Source organism: Mesorhizobium sp. WSM4806 (genome assembly GCF_055811635.1).
The window spans coordinates 1-21,533 of sequence record NZ_JBVVQZ010000010.1; the positions used below are offsets into that span (position 1 = coordinate 1).

A 21,533-nucleotide genomic window follows, 5' to 3' on the forward strand; every position below is an offset into this window, starting at 1 on the left:
TCGTCGCCAGCGGCGCGCCGCCCTCGTTGGTGAGGCGTATATAGTCGGCGCCCATCCAAAGTGTCAACAACCATTTCAATCTTTTTTGCGGAGAACTGTTACGCTTTGGCGTCTCAGTTCAGGGGCGCGCTAGGCCATGTCTTAGGTGCGATTTGTTACCTAAGTCTCCGCGCGGGACCCAGCGGAAGAACCGTCTCCAGTCCTTTCATGCTATATGGGAACAAAACGGGAAGCTTCAAGGGTCACGCCGCCCATGTCCGGTCTGCAAGGCGGTATTCACGGCAAACGGGACCGGAGCCCGATGGTTCCGGCAGATATCTATGGCGGCGCGGCCAAACGGCTGGAACCATTCGGCCCGGCTGTTAGTTCCATCAGCGAAGAACGAGGCCGCCGAGCGAGCGTCGCAGCGCGACAGGCCTGAGACTCTCAACACGTCTTCCAGACCAATCTCGCTCGACGACTGCCGGCGCCGGTGCCGTTCTGCGCGCGAACAGGGAGATTCACCATGAAAGTCGCTGAGATAATGACCCCCAACGTTCATCTCGCCAGTCCTGGCGAGTCGCTGCAGAAAATCGCGAAACGCATGGCGGTTGACGATGTCGGATTCCTGCCAGTCGGAGAAAACGACCGACTCGTCGGAACGATCACCGACCGTGACATCGTCGTGCGTGCGGTCGCCGAAGGCAAGGACGGTAATGCCACGGTCCGCGACGTGATGACCAAGGATGTCAAATACTGCTTCGAGGACGAAGATATCAAGCACGTCGCCCAGAATATGGGTGACATCCAGGTCAGGCGGTTGGCTGTCCTCAATCGCGACAAACGCCTGGTGGGCGTGGTCTCGCTCGCGGACGCGGCGCTGAAGGAAGATCCGGCAACCGCCGGAATCGCGATGTCCGGTGTCGTCGTACCCGGCGGCGCACACGCGACGTAAAAAAAATACCGCCGGCACGCAGACGGGATCCGATGGACGACCTGCCGAGCGGCGCCGTCGGCATGGCCCTGAGGAGGCGATCGAAACGGCGAGCGCATCTGGTGATCTCTGCCGCCCACGCCGATCGGCCGGTGAGCCAGCCGGGGCCCTTACCAACGTTACACCGATTTAATGTGCAAGCGAGCGGGAGAATTGCCATAAAGCTTTGATATCGACGGGCCATCCTCTGTGGTCGGAGGGTGTCGTCGCGTCTACTTCAGCTTGGGAAGCGTAGACGGGATCTTTGCCAACCGGAGTGCCGATGGCCGCCTGGAAACAGTTCGTTTTTGCACTTGTGATCCTCGTCGCGGCCGCGGCCGCCTGGGTTCGCTTTTTTCCAGGCGCGCCGGATGTGCTGGCGCGCTGGGGCATCGACTGGGCTGATGCCGCGACGCCTCCGACAGTGACGAGTGCCGTCGACAACACCGGGCAAGCGGGCAGCGGCAACGGCGCCCGCCAGTCGGTGACTATCGTCGCATTGCCGGCGGCCACGGCCGTCATCAACGATCGCCTGCGGGCGATCGGCACCGGCCGCGCCAACGCCTCGGTGACGGTCAATCCCTACAGTTCAGGCCGCCTGGTCGAATTTCTGGTCGAGTCCGGCGCCCATGTCGAAAAAGGACAGATCATTGCCACCCTCGATTCCGACACCGAGGTGATCGCACAGGACCGCGCAAAAGTTGCCTTGCAGGACGCGCAGGCCAAGCTCGACCGGGTCAAATCGCTGCGGGCTTCCAACGCTGCGACGGCGGTCGCCGTTGCCGATGCCGAAGTGGTGCTGGCCAATGCCAAGCTGGCGCTTCGCGATGCGGAACTGGCCTTGCAGCGCCGCTCGATCGTCGCGCCGATCGCCGGCGTCGTTGGCATCCTGCCGATATCAGCCGGCAATTATGTGACCAGCCAGTCGGCGGTCGCCACCCTCGACGACCGCTCCAGCATACTGGTCGAATTCTGGGTGCCGGAACGCTTCGCCGCCGCCGTCGAGGTCGGCGCGCAATTGTCGGCGACGCCAATTGCCAACCCCAACAAAGCCTATTCCGGCACGGTCTCCGCCATCGACAACCACATCGATGAAGCCAGTCGTACCCTTCTGGTCAAGGCAAAGATTGCCAATCCGGCCGATTCGCTGCGTGCCGGCATGTCCTTCCAGATCACCATGAAGTTCCCCGGCGACAGCTTTCCCGCGGTCAGTCCGCTGGCGATCCAATGGGGTTCGGACGGCGCCTATATCTGGGCCATCGTGGACGGCAAGGCCAAGCGGGTTGCGGTGCGCATCATCCAGCGCAACACTGAGACCGTGCTGATCGATGCCCCGATCGTCAGCGGCGACATGGTGGTGACCGAAGGCACCCAGAGCGTCAGCGAAGGCGGCGAGGTCCGCATCGCCGGCGAACAACAGCGCGCCGCGGACGCCGACGGCTGATGACCGCCACCAACAACGCAGCCAGCGACACAGGTTTCACTGCGCTGTTCATCCGCAGGCCGGTGATGGCCTTCGTATTGAACACGCTGATCGCGGTCGCCGGCCTTGCTGCCTTTTACGGTGTCGAAATCCGCGAACTGCCGGATGTCGATCGCGCCGTCGTCACCGTCAACACGACCTTTGAAGGCGCTGCGGCCGAGACTGTCGACCGCGAATTGACCGACGTGATTGAGGGCGCGGTCGCCCGCGTCTCTGGTGTGAAGTCGATCTCGTCCACCTCGTCCTTCGGCACAAGCCGCGTCACCATCGAATTCAACGACGGCGTCGACCTCGACGTCGCCGCCTCCGATGTGCGCGATGGCGTCGGCCGCGTCGCCGACCAGATGCCGGACACGGCGGATGCGCCTCGCATCGTCAAGGCCGATGCCAATTCCGAGCCGGTGATGCGGCTGGCTGTCACCTCCGACACCATGTCGGTGCAGGACATGACGGTGCTGGTCCAGGACCAGATCGAGGACGAGATTGCCGCCGTGCCTGGCGTAGCCGACGTCCAGGTCTATGGCGACCGCGACAAGATATTTCGCATCGATGTCGATCAGAACAAGCTCGCCGGCCTGGGCTTCACCGTCGCCGACCTGAGGACAGCGCTGGCCTCGGTCGCTTTCGATTCGCCTGCCGGCTCGATCACCACGACCAACCAGGATCTGATCGTGCGTCCGACGGCGGACGTGACCACGCCGGAGGAGTTCGAAAACATCATCATCGGCGGCACGACCCGCATCCGCGACGTCGCCACCGTCACGCTCGGCCCCGACATCGGTCAGACCACATTGCGTTCGAACGGCAAGACTGGCATCGGTCTCGGCATCATCCGCCAGGCGGAATCGAACACGCTGGATATTTCGACCGGCGTCAGGGCCGCCGTCGCCGCGCTGCAGGCGGATCTGCCTCAGGGCATGTCGATCAAGGTCACCAGCGACGATGCGGTCTTCGTCAACGGCGCGGTGCATGAGGTCGAGATCGCACTCGGCCTGTCCGTCTCCATTGTGCTGATCGTCATCTATGTGTTTCTCCTCGACTGGCGCGCGACGCTCATTCCCGGGCTTGCGATGCCGGTCGCCATGATCGGGACAATCGCCGCCATCTATCTTGCCGGCTTCTCGGTCAACATATTGACGCTGCTCGCCCTGGTGCTGGCGACGGGCCTGGTCGTCGACGACGCCATCGTTGTTCTGGAAAACATCGTGCGACGACGCAACGAAGGCATGGGGCCACGCGCCGCGGCCGTGCTTGGCGCTCAGGAAGTGTTCTTCGCCGTCATCGCCACGACGCTGACGCTGGTCGCCGTCTTCGTGCCGATCTCCTTCCTGCCCGGCCAGACCGGCGGCCTGTTCCGCGAATTCGGCTTCGTTCTCGCCATATCGGTGCTTCTGTCCGCCGTCGTGGCGTTAACCCTTTGTCCGATGCTTGCCTCGCGCATGCTGTCGGTTGCCCCGCTTCACCACGAAGGCGGCAGCGGCATCGGTGCCCGCATCGGCCGCGCACTGAACACGCTCTACCGGCGCTGTCTGCGCATCTGCCTCGACGCGCCGTGGATCGTGCTTCTGGTCGCGCTGCTGTTTGCAGCCACCGCCTTCACGCTGTTTGGCACGATCCGCCAGGAACTGACGCCGACCGAGGACCGTGCCATCGTGCTCATGCGCGTCGACGCGCCGCAAGGCGTTAGCCTCGACTACACGACGCAGCAGATGCAGAAGATCGAAAACCTGATCCAGCCGCTGCGCGATTCCGGCGAAATCCGCAACACGTTCGAGAGCGCCGGCCGCAACGGCGCCTACAACGCCGGCTTCATGGTGATGACACTGGCGCCATGGGACGAGCGCACCCGCAGCCAGCAGCAGATCATGGCCGACATCAGACGGCTCACCCGGCAGGTGCCGAGCGTGCGCGTCTTTCCGATGCAGCCCAACAGCCTCGGGATTCGCGGCGCCGGCAACGGCCTGCAGTTCGCGCTGGTCGGTAACAACCGTGCGGCGCTAGGCGACGCTGCGGTGAAGATCATCGCCGAGATGCAGAAGGACGCCCGCTTCCAGTCGCCCCGGCTCTCCGTCGACCCGACACAGCCGCAGCTTTCGGTGACCATCGACCGCGAGCGTGCGTCCGACCTCGGTATCGACATCACCGGGCTTGCCGATACTTTTCAGGCCATGCTCGACGGCAATGATGTCGTCGACGTCTATATCGCCGACCGCAGCTACGGGGTGAAACTCGTCTCGACGACCAACCCGATCAACGACCCGACCGATCTGGAGAACATCTTCCTGAAGACGGCCGACGGCCGCTTCGTGCCGATGTCGACCATCGCCGCTTTGACCGAGCGCGCCGTGCCGCCTTCGCTGACCCGCGAGCAGCAGCAGCCGTCGGTGGCGATCACCTCCAACCTCAGCGGTGATTTCGCGCTCGGCCAGGCGCTCGCCCGCGCCGAGGCAATCGCCACGCCGCTTCTGCCGCCAGGCAGCCGCATCGTGCCGTTGGCCGAGGCAGCGACACTGGGCGAAACAAACAGTGCCATGATCACCATCTTCGGTTTCTCGCTGGTCATCATCCTTTTGGTGCTCGCCGCCCAGTTCGAGAGCTTCGTCAGCGCGGTCATCATCATGGCGACGGTGCCACTCGGCCTTGCCTGCGCGATCTTTGCCCTTTTGCTCAGCGGCACCAGCCTCAACGCCTACAGCCAGATCGGCCTGGTGCTCCTGGTCGGCGTCATGGCCAAGAACGGCATCCTGATCGTCGAGTTCGCCAATCAGTTGCGCGACCGCGGGCTCGGGGTGCGCGAGGCGATCGAGCAGGCCTCCACCATAAGGCTGCGGCCGGTGATGATGACGATGATCTGCACCGTGCTCGGCGGCGTGCCGCTGGTGCTGGCGAGCGGCGCCGGCGCCGAGGCGCGCATCGCGCTCGGCTGGGTGATCGTCGGCGGTCTGGGCCTGGCCACCGTCTCGACGCTGTTCCTGACACCGGTCGCCTATCTCCTGCTCGGCCGCTTCGTCACGCCGAAGGTGGAAGAGGCATCACGGTTGAAGCGCGAGCTCGAACAAGCCGCCTACACCAATGTCGACCCGGCGGAGTAGGCAGGACAATCGCTTCAGCTAAGGCCGGTGGCCGCTCAAGCCGAGCGTTTGCGCTGCCCCTCACCTGCCTGCCGGCATCCTCTCCCCGTATAGGGACGGGGAGAGGGGCGCTCTCGTCACCGATTTCGCCAATCACCGGCGTCGCAAGAAGGGCGCCGGCGTTGCGATCAGCTCCTTCTCCCCGTCACTATACGGGGAGGAGTGCCCGGCAGGGCGATGAGGGGCGGCGCCGACTTCAACAAGTTGATCTCCAATACAAATTGGGCACTATCATTTGCCTGAAGAGATTTGCGGCCCTGACCATGGCAGCCTTTTGCTGGGCGAGGCACGGGCGCGCGGAGGAATTGCAATGAGCTATCTGGACGAGCTGTTTTCGGTGGCCGGCAAGACCGCGCTGGTGACCGGGGCTGCGACCGGCATCGGCCGCATGGCGGCGACCGCTTTGGTCAGAGCCGGCGCCACTGTGATGATCGCTTCGCGCAAGGGCGAGGACTGCGTCAGGGTTGCCGGCGAACTGAACGCCCTCGGCGGCTCCGGCCGGGCCGAAGGCTTTGCCGGCGATGTCTCCAGCGAAGCTGGCATCGCGGCGCTGGTCGACGAGGTCAAGGCGCGGACCGAGCGGCTGAACATCCTGGTCAACAATGCCGGCGTCTCCTGGGGCGCGCCGCTGGAAAGTTTTCCCTACCATGCCTGGGCCAGGGTGTTCGGCGTCAACGTCACGGCCGTCTTCCACCTGACGCGCGAACTTCTGCCGCTGCTCGACGCCGCCGCCAGCGGTGCCGATCCGGCCCGGGTGATCAATTTGGGTTCGGTGATGGGCACGCAGCCGCTGGCCGACGACGCTTACTCCTACTCTGCCTCGAAGGCTGCTGTTCATCATCTGACGCGCACCTTGGCGATCGAGTTCGCCGCCCGCCGCATCACCGTCAATGCCTTCGCCCCCGGTCCCTTCCAGAGCCGGATGACTGCCTTCGCCACCGCGAGCGAGGACCAGGCCAAGCATATCGGCGGCCATGTTCCGGTCGGCCGCATCGGCGCGCCGGATGACATTGCCGGCGCAACGCTCTATTTGTGCAGCCGTGCCGGCAGCTATATTACCGGCGCTATCCTGCCGATCGATGGCGGACAGTCGGTGCAGCATGGGCTGACGCTGTTCAAGGAATGAAGCCGCTCGCGCTCCGGACGGTTGAAATGGAGGACATCAGCGTGGAACCGATCAGTCTCGATGTGCTTCTGGCCAGCGTCGGCAAGGAGGTCGGCGTGTCGCCGTGGCGGGTGGTCTCGCAGCGCATGATCGACCAGTTCGCCGACGCCACCGACGACCACCAGTTCATCCATTGCGACCCGGAGCGCGCCAAGCGCGAGACGCCGTTCGGCGGCACCATCGCGCATGGTTTTCTGTCGCTTTCGCTTCTATCGGCGATGACCTTCGAGACCATGCCGCCGCTCGAAAACAGCAAGATGGGCGTCAACCATGGTTTTGACTCGCTGCGCTTCCTGGCCCCGGTGAAGACCGGCGCGCGCATCCGCACCCGTTTCGTGCTGGCCGACGTCAAGGTCAGGCCGTCGGGGTGGGTGCAGACCGCGCATGACGTTACGATCGAGATCGAGGGCTCGAAAAAGCCGGCGCTGACCGCGCGCTGGCTGACGCTGACATTGATCGAGCGCGAGCCAGAAGCGGCCTGAACGGCTCAACGAACCTCGCCAGAGATCATCTTCATGTGCCGGCCGACCTGCAGGGCGATGTAGACGACCAGCGCGCAACCGATCGGGAACACGATCTCGTTGAGGCCGGTTGTGATCGCCCGCGGCAATTCAAGCGCAACGCCGTTCACCGCGGCCGTCTCAATCGTCAGGACCGTGATTCCGCCGCCGAACACCGCGCCGATCGCGGTGCCTGCCAGCGCGAAATGGAGCGGACGGGGCCTTTCCTTCGACGCCAGCGAGGCCAGGATCCAGCCGAGCAGGCCGTATTCGATCGCCCGCAGCACGCCCAGCGTGGTGAGCGAGAGGGTGGCCGGTTTTGTGGCCGCATCAAGAGCAGTTACCATGACCTTTTGCGACCCCTTGGCGATGGCCATCGCCAGTGGTGCCGAGATTGCAGCGATCAGGCCGCCGAGCGAGGCTCGTACCTTGGCGATCGCCGTGCCGAGGCTGAGACCGGCGCAGACGAAGAACGCCCACGTCACGCCTTGCGCCAATTCGATCAGGATCAGGGTGGTAGCCGGGTGAGAACCCGCTGCAAGCCTGCCAGCCAGAGTAAGCGCCTCCATGGCGAATCCGAGCGCGATCGCCAACCATGCAACCATGACCACCCGCCTGAGGGCCAGCATGGCATCGTGAGAAAGTGGATCTGCGTTTGGCGCAACGGAAGAAAGCTCGGTCATGGTCATCTCGCCCTAGCAACAAAATCTCTTGGCCGGGCCGCAGCTAACCTCTGGTTGTAACAGTCCGATGTCGCGTCGTTCTGCCCGGGTAACACTTGCGATCGATGTTTGGGCGGAAATGGCTGAGAAGGACGCCGATTTTTGACCGCGCCTTGTCCGATTCCGTACAGCGGATATAATTTAGCCAGCCACAAACAGAAGGCAGGCGAAAATTGCCGCTTAGCGTCCAGACACGCCGCGAGAAACAAAAGGCCGAACTGCGCTCCGAACTTGTCGACGCCGCGCACAAGCTCGTCCAGGAAGAAGGCTATGAAGGCCTCACCATCCGCAAGCTGGCCAAGCGTGTCGGCTATGCGCCGATGTCGGTCTATTCCTATTTTGCCGACAAGCAGGACATCTTGTTCGCGTTGGCCGAGGACGCGTTCAAGACTCTCGCAAAGCGTATCGAGGATCACCCGGCCGACGATCCGATCGAGGCGCTGCAAGTGGTGATGACCGAATATGCGGCCTTCGGCCTTGGCAACCCCAACGAGTATCGCACGATATTCATGACCGAGAAGGTCAAGCCCCCGGAAGGCAGGACCTTCGCCGAGATGCAGGAGGGCAACCCGTTGATGAAGGTGCTGATCAAGAGGGTCGAAGCCTGCGTGGCCGCCGGCAGGCTGAAGGGCGATCCGCGCGCCATCGCCACCATGCTGTGGGCGGTCGGCCACGGCACGATCTCGCTGCTGATCACCTTTCCCTTCTATCCGTTCGGGGACCAGCAGGCTTTCGTCAAGCGGATGTGCGACTTCACGCTTGCCGCTCTGGCCACGCAGGACGTGCTGCCGCTGACCGAGACGCCGGTCAACTGCTGAAGGTTTTTGTTCGGTTTCGGATAGCTGACAGGCAAGCGAAACAGGGCGAAGGCTCGGGGAATCAATCTATGCGTGTAGGACCCTGGTGGCTGGGATCGCGGCCCGGCGGGCTAGCGCCACGCTCGCCGTCAAAAATTTCGTACATGTACAATTTCCGACTTGAACTTCATATTCGCCGGTCGTATATGTACGCTATGTCGTACATGTACAAATCCAGTCATCCAGCCCGGAGACAGACCATGAAAAGGACAATCCTCACCGTCGCGGCAGTGCTTGCATTCTCGGGCGCTGCCTTCGCCGACCAGAGTCAGCCCGGCAAACAGGCGCCGGCCGCGGCCTGCGCCCAGACCGGCATCAAGCTCGATTGCGGCGCGACCGGATCGGTCGAGACGGCAGGCGCGGCCACCCACAAGGGCTCAACGGAAAGCAAGGGCCCGCGGCTCGGCATCGACATCGACCCGTGGATCGTGCCCAGCACGTTCTGACGTTCGAAACAAAAGCGACGACAGGAAATCCTGACCGCCTGCTCTCGTGGCCGGCGACCCGGCTCGCCGGAGCCTGATGAATGTTATTTCCTGCGGTTCTTCATTCCGGCCACGATCTTGGCCTTGCCAGGTCTTGCAGGAGCGCCGGGAATCGAAGTCCCGGTGATCGACACCGGATCGCTGGCCGGAAACGTGTCCTCGAGCCCTTCCTCGAGTTCCTCTTCAATGTTTGGTTCTTTGTGCTGCTCGTGTTCGAACGAGCGCACGGCCGGCGTCTTCTGAGCCGCTGGATTCGGCACGGATTTCGACGGCATCGACATTCTCCCCGACTTGCTCCGGCAAACGGTCGAGCCCAGCGAACATTCCTAAGCCGCTGCGTCGCCGGCCGCCTCCGACAGGAAAGTAAAGACATAATCGGAAAAAGAGCGCCAGCATTCAACCCGGAACGCGTCGGCTGCGATGCGCAATAGCACGATCTCGGCCTTACCCAGGATGGTGCGCGAGGCCGCGCCCACCGGAAAGACGTCCAGCGACAGATCCTGCGGACAGCCTGAATTGATCGTCGCCGCCGCCGCTGGACCGATAACCGAGATGGCGACGTTGCGATGCGAGATGCCGACCGCCGAATGCAGCACTGTGACCTCGGCGCAATCGGCGAGCGGGTCTTTTCCCACCTCGTCGATGACCAGCCATTCGTCCGGCCCAAGCCACAATGCCGTGCGCCCGGCATTTGCCGCCGAGGTTTTGGGCTTCCGCGGCAGGTTCACTCCAAGCGCCTTCGAAAGCGCCGCGACCGAGGCGTCCGGCGCGCGCAGCGAAATACGCTGCGCCGGCGGCAACACAGCAAGCGTAACTCCGGTTACGGAAAGCTCCTGACCGGCGAGAGCCGGCCGGCGTTCGACCGACGGCGCAGCGGCGGCAGATTCCTTCGCGGCAGCCTTAGCCATTGAGGCGCTCCCCCTTGTCGTCAAAGAACACCATGCCGGTGACCTCCACCTCGATCGTCGCATTGGGCATCGGCACGTAGAGCGTCTCGCCCATCCGGTCGCGGCCGCCGGCAACCAGGGCCAGCGCAATCGAGCGGCCGCAATTTTCCGACCAGTAGCTCGAGGTGACATGGCCGATCATCGTCATCGGGATCGCCTGTTTCGGATCGCCGACGATCTGCGCGCCTTCTTCCAGCACGACTTTTGGGTCTTTGGTCTTCAGGCCGACAAGCTGCTTGCGGCCCTTGGCGACCAGGTCGGGCCGAGCCAGGCCCCTGATACCGACGAAATCGGTCTTCTTCTTGCCGACCGCCCAGTCGAGCCCGGCATCGCCAGGCGTCACCGTGCCGTCGGTGTCCTGGCCGACGATGATGTAGCCTTTTTCGGCACGCAGCACGTGCATCGCCTCGGTACCGTAGGCACAGGCGCCGTGCTTCTGGCCCTCGGCCCACAGCGCTTCCCAGACGGCCTGGCCGTAGTCGGCCGGCACGTTGACCTCGAAGCCGCGCTCGCCGGTGAACGACATGCGGAACAGCCTTGTCGGCACGCCGCAAATCCTGCCCTCGCGCACCGACATATGCGGCAGCGCCCCGTCCGACATGTCGATGCCCTCGACCAGCGGCGCGATGATGTCTCGCGACTTCGGTCCTTGCACGGCAATCACCGCCCACTGCTCGGTGGTCGAGGTCAGCCAGACGTTGAGATGCGGAAACTCGGTCTGGAGGTAATCCTCCATATGGTTCATGACGCGCGGCGCACCGCCCGTCGTCGTCGTCACGTGGAAACGGTCGGTTGCAAGCCTGCCAACGACACCGTCGTCATAGATGAAACCATCCTCGCGCAGCATGATGCCATAGCGGCAGCGGCCGGGCTCCAGTTTCTCCCACGGATTGGTATAGAGCAGCTCCATGAACTTCGCCGCATCCGGCCCGACCACCTCGATCTTGCCCAGCGTCGAGGCGTCGAACAGGCCGGCCGTCTTGCGCACCGTGACACACTCGCGATCGACCGCGGCGTCCATGTCCTCGCCTGCTTTGGGAAAATACCAGGCGCGCTTCCATTGGCCGACATCCTCGAACACCGCACCTTGAGCCTCGGCCCACGGATGGATCGCCGTCTTGCGGGTCGGGTCGAAGAGCGGACCCCGCGCGTGCCCGACGATCGAACCGAAGGTCACCGGCGTGTAAGGCGCCCGGAACGTCGTCAGGCCGACTTGCGGGATCGGCTTGCCCAGCGTCTCGGCGGCGATCGCCAGGCCGTGCATGTTCGAGGTCTTGCCCTGGTCGGTCGCCATGCCGTTGGTGGTGAAGCGCTTGACGTGCTCGATCGAGCGCATGCCTTCATGCACCGCCTGGCGGATGTCCTTGGCGGTGACGTCGTTCTGGAAGTCGACGAAGGCTTTTACCGTCGTGTCCGGCCCGGCGCCGGGCGCCGCGCCCAGCATGCCACGCGACCAACTCTCGCTGGCGTCGACCTTCGGCTTGGCGCCGGCATTCTTGACGCCCGCATCCTTGGCCACCTTGGCGCCCGCCGCATAGGCCTCGTCGATCGTCGCCGACAGTCCGTCCGTGCCGTTGCAGGCGCCGACCGACACGCAATCCTGCGCGTAGGTACCGGGCACGAAACGCTTTGTCTCGTCGTTGAAGGCGACCTTGCCGCGCGATTGCGAGAACAGATGCACCGACGGTGTCCAGCCGGCCGACATCAGGATGGCGTCGACCGGGATGGTGCGCTCGCCGCCGCCATTCTTCGGCTGAACGGTCATCGACGAAACCCGCAATTTGCCGCCGGCGCGGATCACCGCGCGGCCGAAATTGACCTCGATGCCGAGCGACCTCGCCTCGTCGATTACCGACCCGGTCGGGTTGTCGCGCAGGTCGACTATCGCCGCCACGCCGACGCCGGCCTTCTTCAGGTCGATCGCCGCCGCATAGGCGGAATCATTGGCCGTATAGACGCCGACATTCCTGCCGACCGCGACGCCAAAATGGTTGAGATAGGTGCGCGCCGCCGACGCCAGCATGATGCCTGGCCGGTCGTTGTCGGCAAACACCATGTGCCGCTCGATGGCACCGGTCGCCAGCACGACGCGTTTGGCACGAACCTGCCACAGCCGCTCGCGCGGCAGCTCGCGGCCGGGGTTCTGCAAATGGTCGCTGACGCGCTCGACCAGCCCGACGAAATTCTGCGCGTAATAGCCGAAGGCCGTGGTGCGCGACAGCACGCGGACATTGTCCATGGCCCTGAGCGTCGCGACTGCGCCTTGCGCCCAGGCAAAACCATCCTGGCCGTCGATCCTGGCGCCGCTTTCGAAGCGCAGGCTGCCGCCGAAATCCACCTGCTCGTCGGCAAGGATGACGCGTACGCCGGTTTCGGCCGCGGCAAGTGCCGCGGCGATGCCGGCAGCACCGCCGCCCAGCACCAGCACGTCGCAATGTGCGAAACGCGCCGAATAGTGGTCGGGATCCGGCTGGTCGGGAGCGACGCCAAGCCCTGCCGCAGCCCTGATCCTGGGCTCGTAAAAGTTCTTCCAGGCGGACTTCGGCCACATGAAGGTCTTGTAGTAAAAGCCCGCCGAAAGCAACGGCGAGGCGATGTCGCCGAGCGCGCTGACGTCGAAGGCCAATGACGGCCAGCGGTTCTGCGACTGTGCCGTCAGCCCGTCATAGAGCTCCTGCACGGTGGCACGGACATTTGGCGTCCTCCTGGCCGAGTCGCGCTTGATCTCAACCAGCGCGTTGGGCTCTTCCGCCCCGGCGGACAGGAAGCCGCGCGGCCGGTGATATTTGAACGAACGGCCGACCAGATGGACGCCGTTGGCGAGCAGCGCCGAGGCCAGCGTTTCGCCTTCGACGCCGGCATAGGACTGGCCGTCGAAGCTGAACCGCGCGGTCTCTGCCTGCTTGAGGCGCCCGGCGCCGGGAATGCGGAACGTCGCGATCATTCGGAGGCTCCCGGCAGCTTCGCCGGCTTCGGCTCGCCGGCCTTGTAGGTCATCAGGAACCTGTCGCTGACGGTGTCACGCACGGCATTGAAGAACCGCGCGCAGCCATGCATGTGCCGCCAGCGCTCATAGATGATGCCTTTGGGATTCGAGCGGATGAAAAAGAACTTTTCGAAATCGTCGTCGCTTGTCGCGGCCATATCCGCCGAACGCGCGATATGTGCCTCGCCGGCGTTGCGGAATTCGAGTTCCGGACGCTCTTCCTCGCAATAGGGGCAGCGGATGAGAAGCATGGTTGTTCCTACAATTCGCCGTGGCCGACGCAGGCGCCGGCCGGTTGATCGCAAAGCCTCTGGCCCAACATCACAAAGCGGGCCATCATCAGTGCGCCACCGCTGCCGCCGCTGCCTCGTCGATTAGGCGGCCGGTGCGGAAGCGCTCGATGGTGAAGGGCGCGTTGATCGGGTGCGGATCGTCCCTGGCGATGGTGTGGGCAAAGACATGGCCCGAGCCCGGCGTCGCCTTGAAGCCGCCCGTGCCCCAGCCGCAATTGACATAGAGGCCGGGCACTGGCGTCTTGGCCAGGATCGGCGAACGGTCGGGCGTCACGTCGACGATGCCGCCCCACGAGCGCAGCATCTTCATGCGCGTGAACATCGGGAACATCTCGCAGATGGCGTCGAGCGTGTGCTGCAGGATGTGCAGGCCGCCGGTCTGCGAATAGGAGATATACTGGTCGGTACCGGCGCCGATGACCAGTTCGCCCTTGTCGGACTGCGAGATATAGGCGTGCACCGTGTTCGACATCACCACGCAGGGGAAGACCGGCTTGACAGGCTCGGAAACCAGCGCCTGCAGCGGATAGCTTTCCAGCGGCATCCGCACGCCGGCCATGTCCATGATGACGGACGAATGGCCGGCGGCAACGACGCCGACTTTTTTGGCGCCGATGAAGCCGCGCGTCGTCTCGACGCCGGTGACCGAACCGTTCGGCGCCCGCTTGACGCCGGTGACCTCGCAATTCTGGATGATGTGGACGCCGCGCGCCGAAGCGCCGCGCGCATAGCCCCAGGCGACCGCATCGTGGCGGGCGGTGCCGCCGCGACGCTGCAGGGTCGCGCCCATCACCGGATAGCGGGCATCGCGCGAAATGTTGAGCGGCGGGCAGAATTCCTTGGCGGCTTCCGGCGTCAGCCATTCATTGTCGATGCCGTTCAGACGGTTGGCATGGACGTGGCGTTTCAAGACCTGGATGTCGTGCACATTGTGGGCCAGCATCATGACGCCGCGCGGCGAATACATGACGTTGTAGTTGAGCTCCTGGCTGAGCCCGTCCCACAGCTTCAGCGCGTGGTCGTAGATGCCGGCGCTCTCGTCATAGAGATAGTTGGAGCGGATGATGGTGGTGTTGCGGCCGGTATTGCCGCCGCCGAGCCAGCCCTTTTCCAGCACCGCGACATTGGTGATGCCGTGCACCGTGGCGAGATAATAGGCGGTGGCCAGGCCATGGCCGCCGGCGCCGACGATGATGACGTCGTACTCCTTCTTCGGCTCTGGCGAGGACCACTGTTCCTCCCAGCCCTTGTGGCCGCGCATGGCCTCGCGGGCGATGGCGAATACCGAGTATTTCTTCAACGTTCCAGCCTCGCAGATAGCGGCCGGACATCCAATCGAGCCCCGGCGCGCGAGGTGTATCACTAGCGAAACAGCGCTGCCACCCTTGCGCTGTTTGCGACGGCGCTTGCCGTTTTGCGCCACGGCCAAAAAGACCTGTCGAGCAACGAGCCGAACGACGCATCCGGACGCCTTCAGGTATCGGGTGGCTCGTGCCGCCTCGATCTGCGACGAAGCATCCGATTGCCGGCGAAAGCTGGCGCGAAAGAAGGATGCAAAAATGCTCGCACTCGCCAACAAGATCGCCATCGTCACCGGCGCCAGTTCCGGCATCGGCCGCGCCACGGCAAAACTCTTTGCCGAGGAAGGCGCCAAGGTGGTCGTCGCTGCCCGTCGCCAGGCAGAGCTGGACGCGCTCGTCGCGGAAATCGAGGAAGCCGACGGCTCGGCGATCGCCCTTGCCGGCGACGTTCGCGACGAAGCCTATGCCAAAGCCCTTGTCGACCTGGCGGTCGAGAAATTCGGCGGGCTGGATATCGCCTTCAACAACGCCGGCTCGACCGGCAAGATGGGTCCAATCTCGGAGCTGTCGCTGGAAGGCTGGCGAGAGACGCTTGACACCAACCTGACCAGCGCATTCCTCGGCGCGAAATATCAGGTCCCGGCGATGGTCGAACGCGGCGGCGGATCGCTGATCTTTACCTCTACCTTTGTCGGCCATACCGTCGGCATGCCCGGCATGACCAGCTATGCCGCAAGCAAGGCCGGGCTGATCGGATTGACGCAGGTGCTTGCCGCCGAAAATGGCGCCAAAGGCGTGCGGGTCAACGCGCTCCTGCCGGGCGGCACCGACACGCCTTCGGCAACGTTCAAGACACCTGAATCGCGAGCCTTCGTCGAAAACCTGCATGCCTTGAAGCGCGTCGCCGAGCCTGAGGAGATCGCCCATTCGGCGCTCTATCTGGCTTCCGACGCATCGAGCTTCACCACTGGAACTGCGCTGTTTGCCGATGGCGGGGTCTCGATCAATCGGACGTGAGGCAATCTCGCAAAAGCGGTCTTGCTTTCCGGTGCGATTTGGCGATTTCTTCGGACACTTCTGTTCGAAGACAGGCCTAGAACATGCTGCTGATCAGGACCTACATCGCTGCTAGCGCAATCGAGGGCGTCGGCGTGTTCGCCGCCGAGCCGATCAGGAAGGGAGCGTCGATCTGGCGGCTCGATCCCGACTTCGATCGGCTGATCCCGCTGGAAAAATATGGGGCCGCGCCGCCGCACCTCAGGGAATTGCTCGACAGATATGCCTATCCAAGCCCGGACCGGCCCGGATTCATCGTCTATGAGGTCGACAATGGCCGCTTCATGAACCATTCTGAAAGGCCGAACACGGATTTTTCTCGGCATGGTGGGGCAACCGCGATCCGCGCCATAGCGGCGGGCGAGGAAATAACCTGCGATTACGGCGAGTTCTTCGAAGATTTCGAGCGGCTTCATTTGGCCACGGCATAGAGGAGCGCCTGTCGCCGCTTGCGAATGCAAGGACCATCAAACGGGCCCGGAGTGGTGAGCGGCTCCGGGCCACATTTCCATTCCCAGATCAGTTCCGGTGGGCGTGCGGCTCGTCGGTGTGGCGGCCGTCATACTGCAGGTCCAGCTCGCGAATCGCCTCCTTGCCTTTCTTCGGATCGACAAGCCTGAGAAGCGCGTCGATCTTGGCCTCCATCCGGTCGGTACTCTCCTTCGATTGCGGCGAACCGACGAAGAGCAGGAACGCCAGGCCACCGACCTGCCAGAGCAGCTGCAGGAATTCCGATTGCCAGTTCTCGAGCGTGTCGCGGCTCATCTCGATCAGATAGCCGCCGAACTCTGGCGGTTGGCTCAGCGCTCGCTGCTCGTCGAGATAGGCGAACCAGCCGAAAACCCAGTGGCCGACGATCGAAATGATGAAGAAGCCGAGGGTAATCCAGGCATAGCTGTAAGCCCGCCACACCGAAGGTGGTGTCACCTTGGCCGCCGGCCTGTCGTCCTCATCGTTTGGCATTGTCGCTGTCCGACCCCGAGCGAGCCAAGAACTGCTCCGTAGTCGCGGGCAGCTTGTTTTTCAGCCACTCGGCCATCGCCTCCTCCTCACGCAGATTTTCTTCGCAGGCCCGGGCGACTTCTGTTTCGCCTAGGGATTCGGCGGCTGCGATGAGGATCGTGTAGGATGCGATCTCCATGTGCTCGAAGGTGTAGCTCGCCAGTGAGCCTTTCATCACCTCGTCGCCGGCGAAGACGCCGCTTAGGGACTGTGCCATCGCCAGCAGCTTGCCGCCGGCGTCCTTCAGCGTGGACGTATCTTCGCCCACTTGTTCCAGGCAGGTCCTGAGGCGCGCGGCTTGCCCTCTCGTCTCGTTGAGGTGCAGGCTGATGCGCTCACGGAGTTCGGGATAACTCTCCAGCCGGCTCAGCTGGCCGTTCAGCATGGTTTCGGCCTGCTCCTCCATCGCATGCGCGTCCCTGAGCCACTGGACGAGCCATTCACGGGTCTCTGACATCGGTTTTCTCCTGTGCTTGCGTATGCGAAACAACCATGGGGAACGAGGTTTGTTCCTTCGTCGATAAAGCCGGGCGGACCGTTTTGCCGGATTGAGGCAGCAGGTTTTATCGGTGGCTGAGAAAACGTCAACGATGCTCTCATCGGCGCGGAGAGCCCGCCCGATAAGGCAAATCTACTACCAAGGGTCGTAATTCCTTGCTTTCTGACGGCAGTTATGCTAATGATTTGCGCATGGTGCTGATTGCGCCGACGACCCGCCGCCGAGGCGGGTTTTTCGTTTCGGCAGTGGACAGAGCGGCGTGATTCTGCTATCAGCCGCCACAATTCGTGGTGTAGACCGCCGCGGAGGCAAGCGACTATGGCCACTTGCCTGTTGTTAACAAACCCGAAAGACAGGATTGCCCGTGCAGGTACTCGTCCGCGACAACAATGTTGATCAGGCGCTTCGCGCGCTCAAGAAAAAGATGCAGCGCGAAGGCATCTTCCGCGAAATGAAGATGCGCGGACATTATGAGAAGCCTTCCGAGAAGCGCGCCCGCGAAAAGGCGGAAGCCGTTCGACGCGCCCGCAAGCTGGCCCGCAAGCGCGCTCAACGCGAAGGCCTGCTGCCGATGACGCCGCGCCCGGTGGCGGCTGGTGCTGCTGGCGCGCCGCGTCCGCCGCGGTTCTGACGTCAATTTTTCGTCCTTTTCGAAGGATACCAAGGGTGGCGCGATGTATAATCGCCGCCACCTTTTTGTTTTGAATTCGACCAGTTCGCAGAGGACCGGTTCGGAGAGGGAACAGACCTGACGGCGCGGGCGGGCAGTGAGGACAGAGCAGACATGAACGCAATTAGCGTGGAGCGCAGAACCGTTATGCGCCGCTTCGCCCTGACGGCAACCCTGCTTTCCGGCTTGGCGCTCGCCGGCTGCCAGACAGCCCCGACCGGCGAATTCACCAACATCGACAAGGCACAAGGGTCGGCCGAGAACATCTCCTCGCTATCGGCCGTTATCCAGCGCAGTCCTCAGGACCCGGAAGCTTACAATGTGCGCGGCTCGGCCTATGGCCGCGGCGGCCAGTATCAGGCGGCGCTCAAGGACTTCAACACCGCCATCCAGCTCAATCCGAATTTCTACCAGGCCTATTCGAACCGCGCTCTCATCCAGCGCTTCCTCGGCGATCAGGCGGCCGCCCTTGCCGACTACAACCGCTCGATCCAGATCAATCCCGATTATGACGCAGCCTATATCGGCCGCGGCAATCTCTACCGCAAAGCCAACCGCATCCAGGAAGCGTTCAACGATTTCCAGAAGGCCATCCAGCTCGACACGACAGATGCGCGCGCCTATCACAATCGCGGCCTGATCTATCAGAGCCAGGGCCAGCACGCTTTCGCCATCGAGGATTTCTCGACCGCCATTTCGCTGGCGCCGGACGCCGCCGATCCCTACAATGGCCGCGGCCTCTCCTATCTCGCGACGAACGACGAGGACAACGCCTTCGCCGACATCAACATGGCGATCAAGCTCGACGGCAAGAATGCCGAGGCCTGGTCCAACCAGGCGCTGATCTACGAGCGGCGCGGCGACAAGGCCAAGGCGGCAAAATCCTATCGAGAGGCCGTGCGCCTCAGCCCCACCTACCAGCCGGCCAAGGACGGCCTGGCGCGTACCAGCGCCGCCTGACCGACGGCGGCTTTTCGGCCTGATATGGCGGGCCTGCTGTTTGGCATGGCTTCGAAACCTTCAACGACTGTGCATTGACGCCCGCCTTGATCGCGCCAAGTTCTCGGCGGAACGCTCGCGACGCTTAGCCGTTGTTCAAGGCTATTCGCGAAAGGACCCCTCCCATGATCAAGAAACTCGCCTGTGCCGCCGCCCTCGCCGCTACGGTTCTCGCCGCCCCTGCCAGCGCGGGCAGGCTACAGCTCGGCGTGCTCGACTGCACCATCGACGGCGGCACCGGCTATATCGTCACATCCAACAAAGGCGTGGCCTGCACCTTTCGCCCTCATCATGGCGGTCCCCCCGAAGCCTATACCGGGGTCATTTCCAAGCTTGGCGTCGACGTCGGCAGGACGCACCAGGGCGAATTGATATGGGCGGTTCTGGCGGCCACCCGCGACCGTGATGCCGGCGATCTTGCCGGCAGCTATTATGGCGTCAACGCCGAGGCCAGCGTGGTAACCGGCGGCGGCGCCAACCTTCTGGTCGGCGGGCTGAACAGCGCCTTCTCGCTGCAGCCTCTCAACGTACAGGCGCAGACCGGCGTCAACCTGGCAGTCGCCGTCACCTCACTGCAACTGATCCACTCTTTCAAATGAACGCCACAGCGTAGCTCTGCATGCGGCGCGGAACAGGATAGAACTGTTCCGCGCCGCACGACTTTTGGGGAACCGCCATGCGAGGGAAGATCATCGCTGACGCCATGATCGCCAATCTTGCCATCCCGCCTTCATAGCACCCTCAGCGCACCCCGAAAAAACCGCTTGAGCTCAACTGCGGTTGAGGTTCTACAACCCGTCCCCGAAGCGCCGCGTGCCCGTTGGAGACGAAGAGCGCTCAACCATTTTTTGAATTGGCATATAAGAAAGTTCGGGAGGGCGGGGTGACCAAAACCAGCACAAACAGGGTCGACTGGCGGGCGCTGTGGGCGAGCGGCGATCTGGCGCGCTTCTGCTTCATCAGCCTCGGCATCCTGCTGCACGCCACCAACGAAACCATGGTGGCAACGGTGATGCCGGCGATGGTCGGCGAACTCGCCGGGGTTCAGCTGGTCGGCTGGTCGCTGGCGATCTACGAGCTCGGCGCCATCGTCGCCGGCGCTGCCGCCGGACGGCTGGTGAGCTATGTCGCGTTGCGCACCAACATGGTGGTTGCCGCCCTGCTCTACGCGGCCGGCGCCCTGGTCTGCGCCATCGCGCCGTCCATGCCGCTGTTCCTGGCCGGGCGACTGATCGAGGGATTTGGCGGCGGCGCGCTGGTGTCGCTGGCCTTCGTCTCGGTCGAGCGGCTGTTTCCACGCGCCATCTGGCCGCAGCTTTTCGGCGTTATGTCGGCGATCTGGGGCGTCGCCGCCTTCAGCGGGCCGGTGCTCGGTGCGTTGATGACCGAGTTGCTCTCCTGGCGCTGGGCTTTCGGCGTCTTCACGCTTGGCGGCACCGCCATGGCGTTGGCGAGCTTCATCGTGCTCGACACGCCCGAGGCGACCCGGCCGCAGGCGATCACTGGAACCGCGCCGCCCTTCCCCTTTGCCGCGCTCGGCTGCCTTGCCGTCAGCGTCGTGCTGATCGCCACGGCCGGTGTCGACATTGCCCTGCTGCGCTCGTCCCTGCTGCTCATCCTCGGCCTGATCGGGCTCGCGCTGTTCATCCGCATCGATGCGCTGAAGCCGGACTCGCGGCTGTTCCCGTCGCGGCTGTTCTCCTGGCGCTCGCCGGTCGGCGCAGGCATGACCATGGTCGCCGCCTTTTCGGTGGCGATCTGTTCCTTCGCCGTCTACGGGCCGCTGCTTCTGACCAGCCTGCATGACATTCCGATCCTCACCACCGGCTATATCATCGCCGCCGAATCGATCGCCTGGTCGATCCTGTCGATCCTCGTCGCCAATGCGCCGCCGGAGCGGGAAAGACTGATCATCACCGGCGGCGCGCTGATGATCGCGGCCGGCATCGCCGGTTTCGCCTATGCCGTGCCGGCCGGTTCGATTCCGCTGATCCTGTTTTGCGCCTTGCTGCAGGGCGGCGGCTTCGGCATTGCCTGGCCCTTCGTCACACGCGTGATCGTCGCGTCGGCCAGTGACGGCGAGCAGACGATCGCTTCCGCCGCCGTACCGACCATGCAGCGCATCGGCTATGCGGTCGGTGCCGCGTTGACCGGCATCGTCGCCAATGCCAGCGGTTTTTCCGAAGGCCTGAACCGTGAGGCGGCGGCGAATGTCGCCACCTGGCTGTTCCTCGCCTTCGTGCCGCTCGGGAATCTGGGCTGCCTCGCCGCGCTGAGGATCTCGGGGCCGGCAACCCCACGGCCGGCGGAGCTGCCAATCTCCCCCCTTGTGGGGGAGATGCCCGGCAGGGCAGAGGGGGGCGCGAAGGATCGCCAAACGTGGGCTTAACCTACCCATACGAGACAGCGCAGATTCCTGGGATCCTGTTATTTCGAGCGCCGCTGCGGGACACGATCTTTCGAAACGTCGGCGGGACAGCGCCCC

The 21,533-nt window shown here is 63.8% G+C and carries 21 protein-coding genes; 13 read left to right on the forward strand and 8 right to left on the reverse strand.

All coding sequences use genetic code 11. The features are described from left to right. Nucleotides 1–505 precede the first annotated feature (505 nt). The 5 genes from AC0L2M_RS16385 (at nt 506) to AC0L2M_RS16405 (ending at nt 7,213) form a co-directional block, all read left to right on the forward strand. Nucleotides 506–934, forward strand: a complete 429-nt coding sequence (locus tag AC0L2M_RS16385; protein ID WP_473535372.1) for a CBS domain-containing protein — start codon at nt 506–508, stop codon at nt 932–934. 301 nt (nt 935–1,235) lie between these two features. Beyond that, on the forward strand, nt 1,236–2,396 hold the full coding sequence (locus AC0L2M_RS16390) for an efflux RND transporter periplasmic adaptor subunit (protein WP_473535373.1): 1,161 nt from the start codon (nt 1,236–1,238) through the stop codon (nt 2,394–2,396). Continuing rightward, a complete protein-coding gene (locus tag AC0L2M_RS16395) occupies nt 2,396–5,527 on the forward strand; it encodes an efflux RND transporter permease subunit (protein WP_473535374.1) in 3,132 nt (1,043 codons plus the stop codon). Before AC0L2M_RS16390 ends, AC0L2M_RS16395 begins: the two co-directional genes overlap by 1 nt. Before the next feature lie 349 nt (nt 5,528–5,876). Next, complete coding sequence (locus AC0L2M_RS16400; RefSeq protein WP_473535375.1) at nt 5,877–6,692, forward strand: SDR family oxidoreductase; 816 nt, start codon at nt 5,877–5,879, stop codon at nt 6,690–6,692. A gap of 26 nt (nt 6,693–6,718) precedes the next feature. Next, on the forward strand, nt 6,719–7,213 hold the full coding sequence (locus AC0L2M_RS16405) for a MaoC family dehydratase (protein ID WP_268929563.1): 495 nt from the start codon (nt 6,719–6,721) through the stop codon (nt 7,211–7,213). Nucleotides 7,214–7,218: 5 nt separating this feature from the next. Here the strand turns inward: AC0L2M_RS16405 and AC0L2M_RS16410 are convergent, their stop codons facing one another. After that, nucleotides 7,219–7,914 (reverse strand): hypothetical protein, encoded by a 696-nt coding sequence (locus tag AC0L2M_RS16410; RefSeq protein ID WP_128169936.1) that lies wholly within the window; start codon nt 7,912–7,914, stop codon nt 7,219–7,221. A gap of 212 nt (nt 7,915–8,126) precedes the next feature. On the opposite strand from AC0L2M_RS16410, the gene AC0L2M_RS16415 reads away from it, so the two are divergent. After that, entirely contained in the window at nt 8,127–8,771 is a 645-nt protein-coding gene (locus AC0L2M_RS16415; protein ID WP_473535376.1) for a TetR/AcrR family transcriptional regulator, read from the forward strand. A 239-nt stretch (nt 8,772–9,010) separates the two neighbouring features. Further along, nucleotides 9,011–9,256 (forward strand): DUF680 domain-containing protein, encoded by a 246-nt coding sequence (locus AC0L2M_RS16420; protein WP_473535377.1) that lies wholly within the window; start codon nt 9,011–9,013, stop codon nt 9,254–9,256. Between the two features lie 83 nt (nt 9,257–9,339). On the opposite strand, the gene AC0L2M_RS16425 is transcribed toward AC0L2M_RS16420, so the two are convergent. The 5 genes from AC0L2M_RS16425 to AC0L2M_RS16445 form a co-directional block, all read right to left on the reverse strand. Beyond that, a complete protein-coding gene (locus tag AC0L2M_RS16425) occupies nt 9,340–9,570 on the reverse strand; it encodes a hypothetical protein (RefSeq protein ID WP_473535378.1) in 231 nt (76 codons plus the stop codon). 51 nt (nt 9,571–9,621) lie between these two features. Next, complete coding sequence (locus AC0L2M_RS16430) at nt 9,622–10,203, reverse strand: sarcosine oxidase subunit gamma (RefSeq protein WP_473535379.1); 582 nt, start codon at nt 10,201–10,203, stop codon at nt 9,622–9,624. Next, a complete protein-coding gene (locus AC0L2M_RS16435; protein WP_473535380.1) occupies nt 10,196–13,186 on the reverse strand; it encodes a sarcosine oxidase subunit alpha in 2,991 nt (996 codons plus the stop codon). The genes AC0L2M_RS16430 and AC0L2M_RS16435 overlap by 8 nt, the downstream gene beginning before the upstream one ends. Further along, a complete protein-coding gene (locus AC0L2M_RS16440; protein WP_023797525.1) occupies nt 13,183–13,479 on the reverse strand; it encodes a sarcosine oxidase subunit delta in 297 nt (98 codons plus the stop codon). The genes AC0L2M_RS16435 and AC0L2M_RS16440 overlap by 4 nt, the downstream gene beginning before the upstream one ends. An 88-nt stretch (nt 13,480–13,567) precedes the next feature. Next, the gene (locus AC0L2M_RS16445) at nt 13,568–14,821 is read right to left on the reverse strand and encodes a sarcosine oxidase subunit beta (RefSeq protein WP_091600443.1); all 1,254 of its coding nucleotides are present in this window, start codon (nt 14,819–14,821) and stop codon (nt 13,568–13,570) included. Nucleotides 14,822–15,080: 259 nt separating this feature from the next. Between AC0L2M_RS16445 and AC0L2M_RS16450 the strand changes: the two genes are divergently transcribed. Then, complete coding sequence (locus tag AC0L2M_RS16450) at nt 15,081–15,839, forward strand: SDR family oxidoreductase (protein WP_473535381.1); 759 nt, start codon at nt 15,081–15,083, stop codon at nt 15,837–15,839. A gap of 83 nt (nt 15,840–15,922) precedes the next feature. Beyond that, the gene (locus AC0L2M_RS16455) at nt 15,923–16,309 is read left to right on the forward strand and encodes an SET domain-containing protein (protein ID WP_128169930.1); all 387 of its coding nucleotides are present in this window, start codon (nt 15,923–15,925) and stop codon (nt 16,307–16,309) included. A gap of 88 nt (nt 16,310–16,397) precedes the next feature. Here the strand turns inward: AC0L2M_RS16455 and AC0L2M_RS16460 are convergent, their stop codons facing one another. Next, nucleotides 16,398–16,841 carry a DUF6766 family protein gene (locus AC0L2M_RS16460; RefSeq protein WP_023797521.1) on the reverse strand — a complete coding sequence of 148 codons (444 nt, stop codon included), beginning with the start codon at nt 16,839–16,841 and terminating at the stop codon, nt 16,398–16,400. Beyond that, on the reverse strand, nt 16,828–17,337 hold the full coding sequence (locus AC0L2M_RS16465) for a ferritin-like domain-containing protein (protein ID WP_023797520.1): 510 nt from the start codon (nt 17,335–17,337) through the stop codon (nt 16,828–16,830). Before AC0L2M_RS16465 ends, AC0L2M_RS16460 begins: the two co-directional genes overlap by 14 nt. Before the next feature lie 406 nt (nt 17,338–17,743). On the opposite strand from AC0L2M_RS16465, the gene rpsU reads away from it, so the two are divergent. From rpsU to AC0L2M_RS16485, 4 genes are all read left to right on the forward strand, one after another. Further along, nucleotides 17,744–18,010 carry a 30S ribosomal protein S21 gene (rpsU, locus tag AC0L2M_RS16470; protein WP_023797519.1) on the forward strand — a complete coding sequence of 89 codons (267 nt, stop codon included), beginning with the start codon at nt 17,744–17,746 and terminating at the stop codon, nt 18,008–18,010. A 153-nt stretch (nt 18,011–18,163) separates the two neighbouring features. Continuing rightward, nucleotides 18,164–19,009, forward strand: coding sequence for a tetratricopeptide repeat protein (locus AC0L2M_RS16475; RefSeq protein WP_287230343.1), 846 nt, complete (start codon nt 18,164–18,166; stop codon nt 19,007–19,009). Between the two features lie 164 nt (nt 19,010–19,173). Then, entirely contained in the window at nt 19,174–19,647 is a 474-nt protein-coding gene (locus AC0L2M_RS16480; protein ID WP_287077006.1) for a DUF992 domain-containing protein, read from the forward strand. A gap of 284 nt (nt 19,648–19,931) precedes the next feature. After that, on the forward strand, nt 19,932–21,437 hold the full coding sequence (locus tag AC0L2M_RS16485; RefSeq protein WP_473535382.1) for an MFS transporter: 1,506 nt from the start codon (nt 19,932–19,934) through the stop codon (nt 21,435–21,437). The last annotated feature ends 96 nt before the right edge of the window (nt 21,438–21,533 follow it).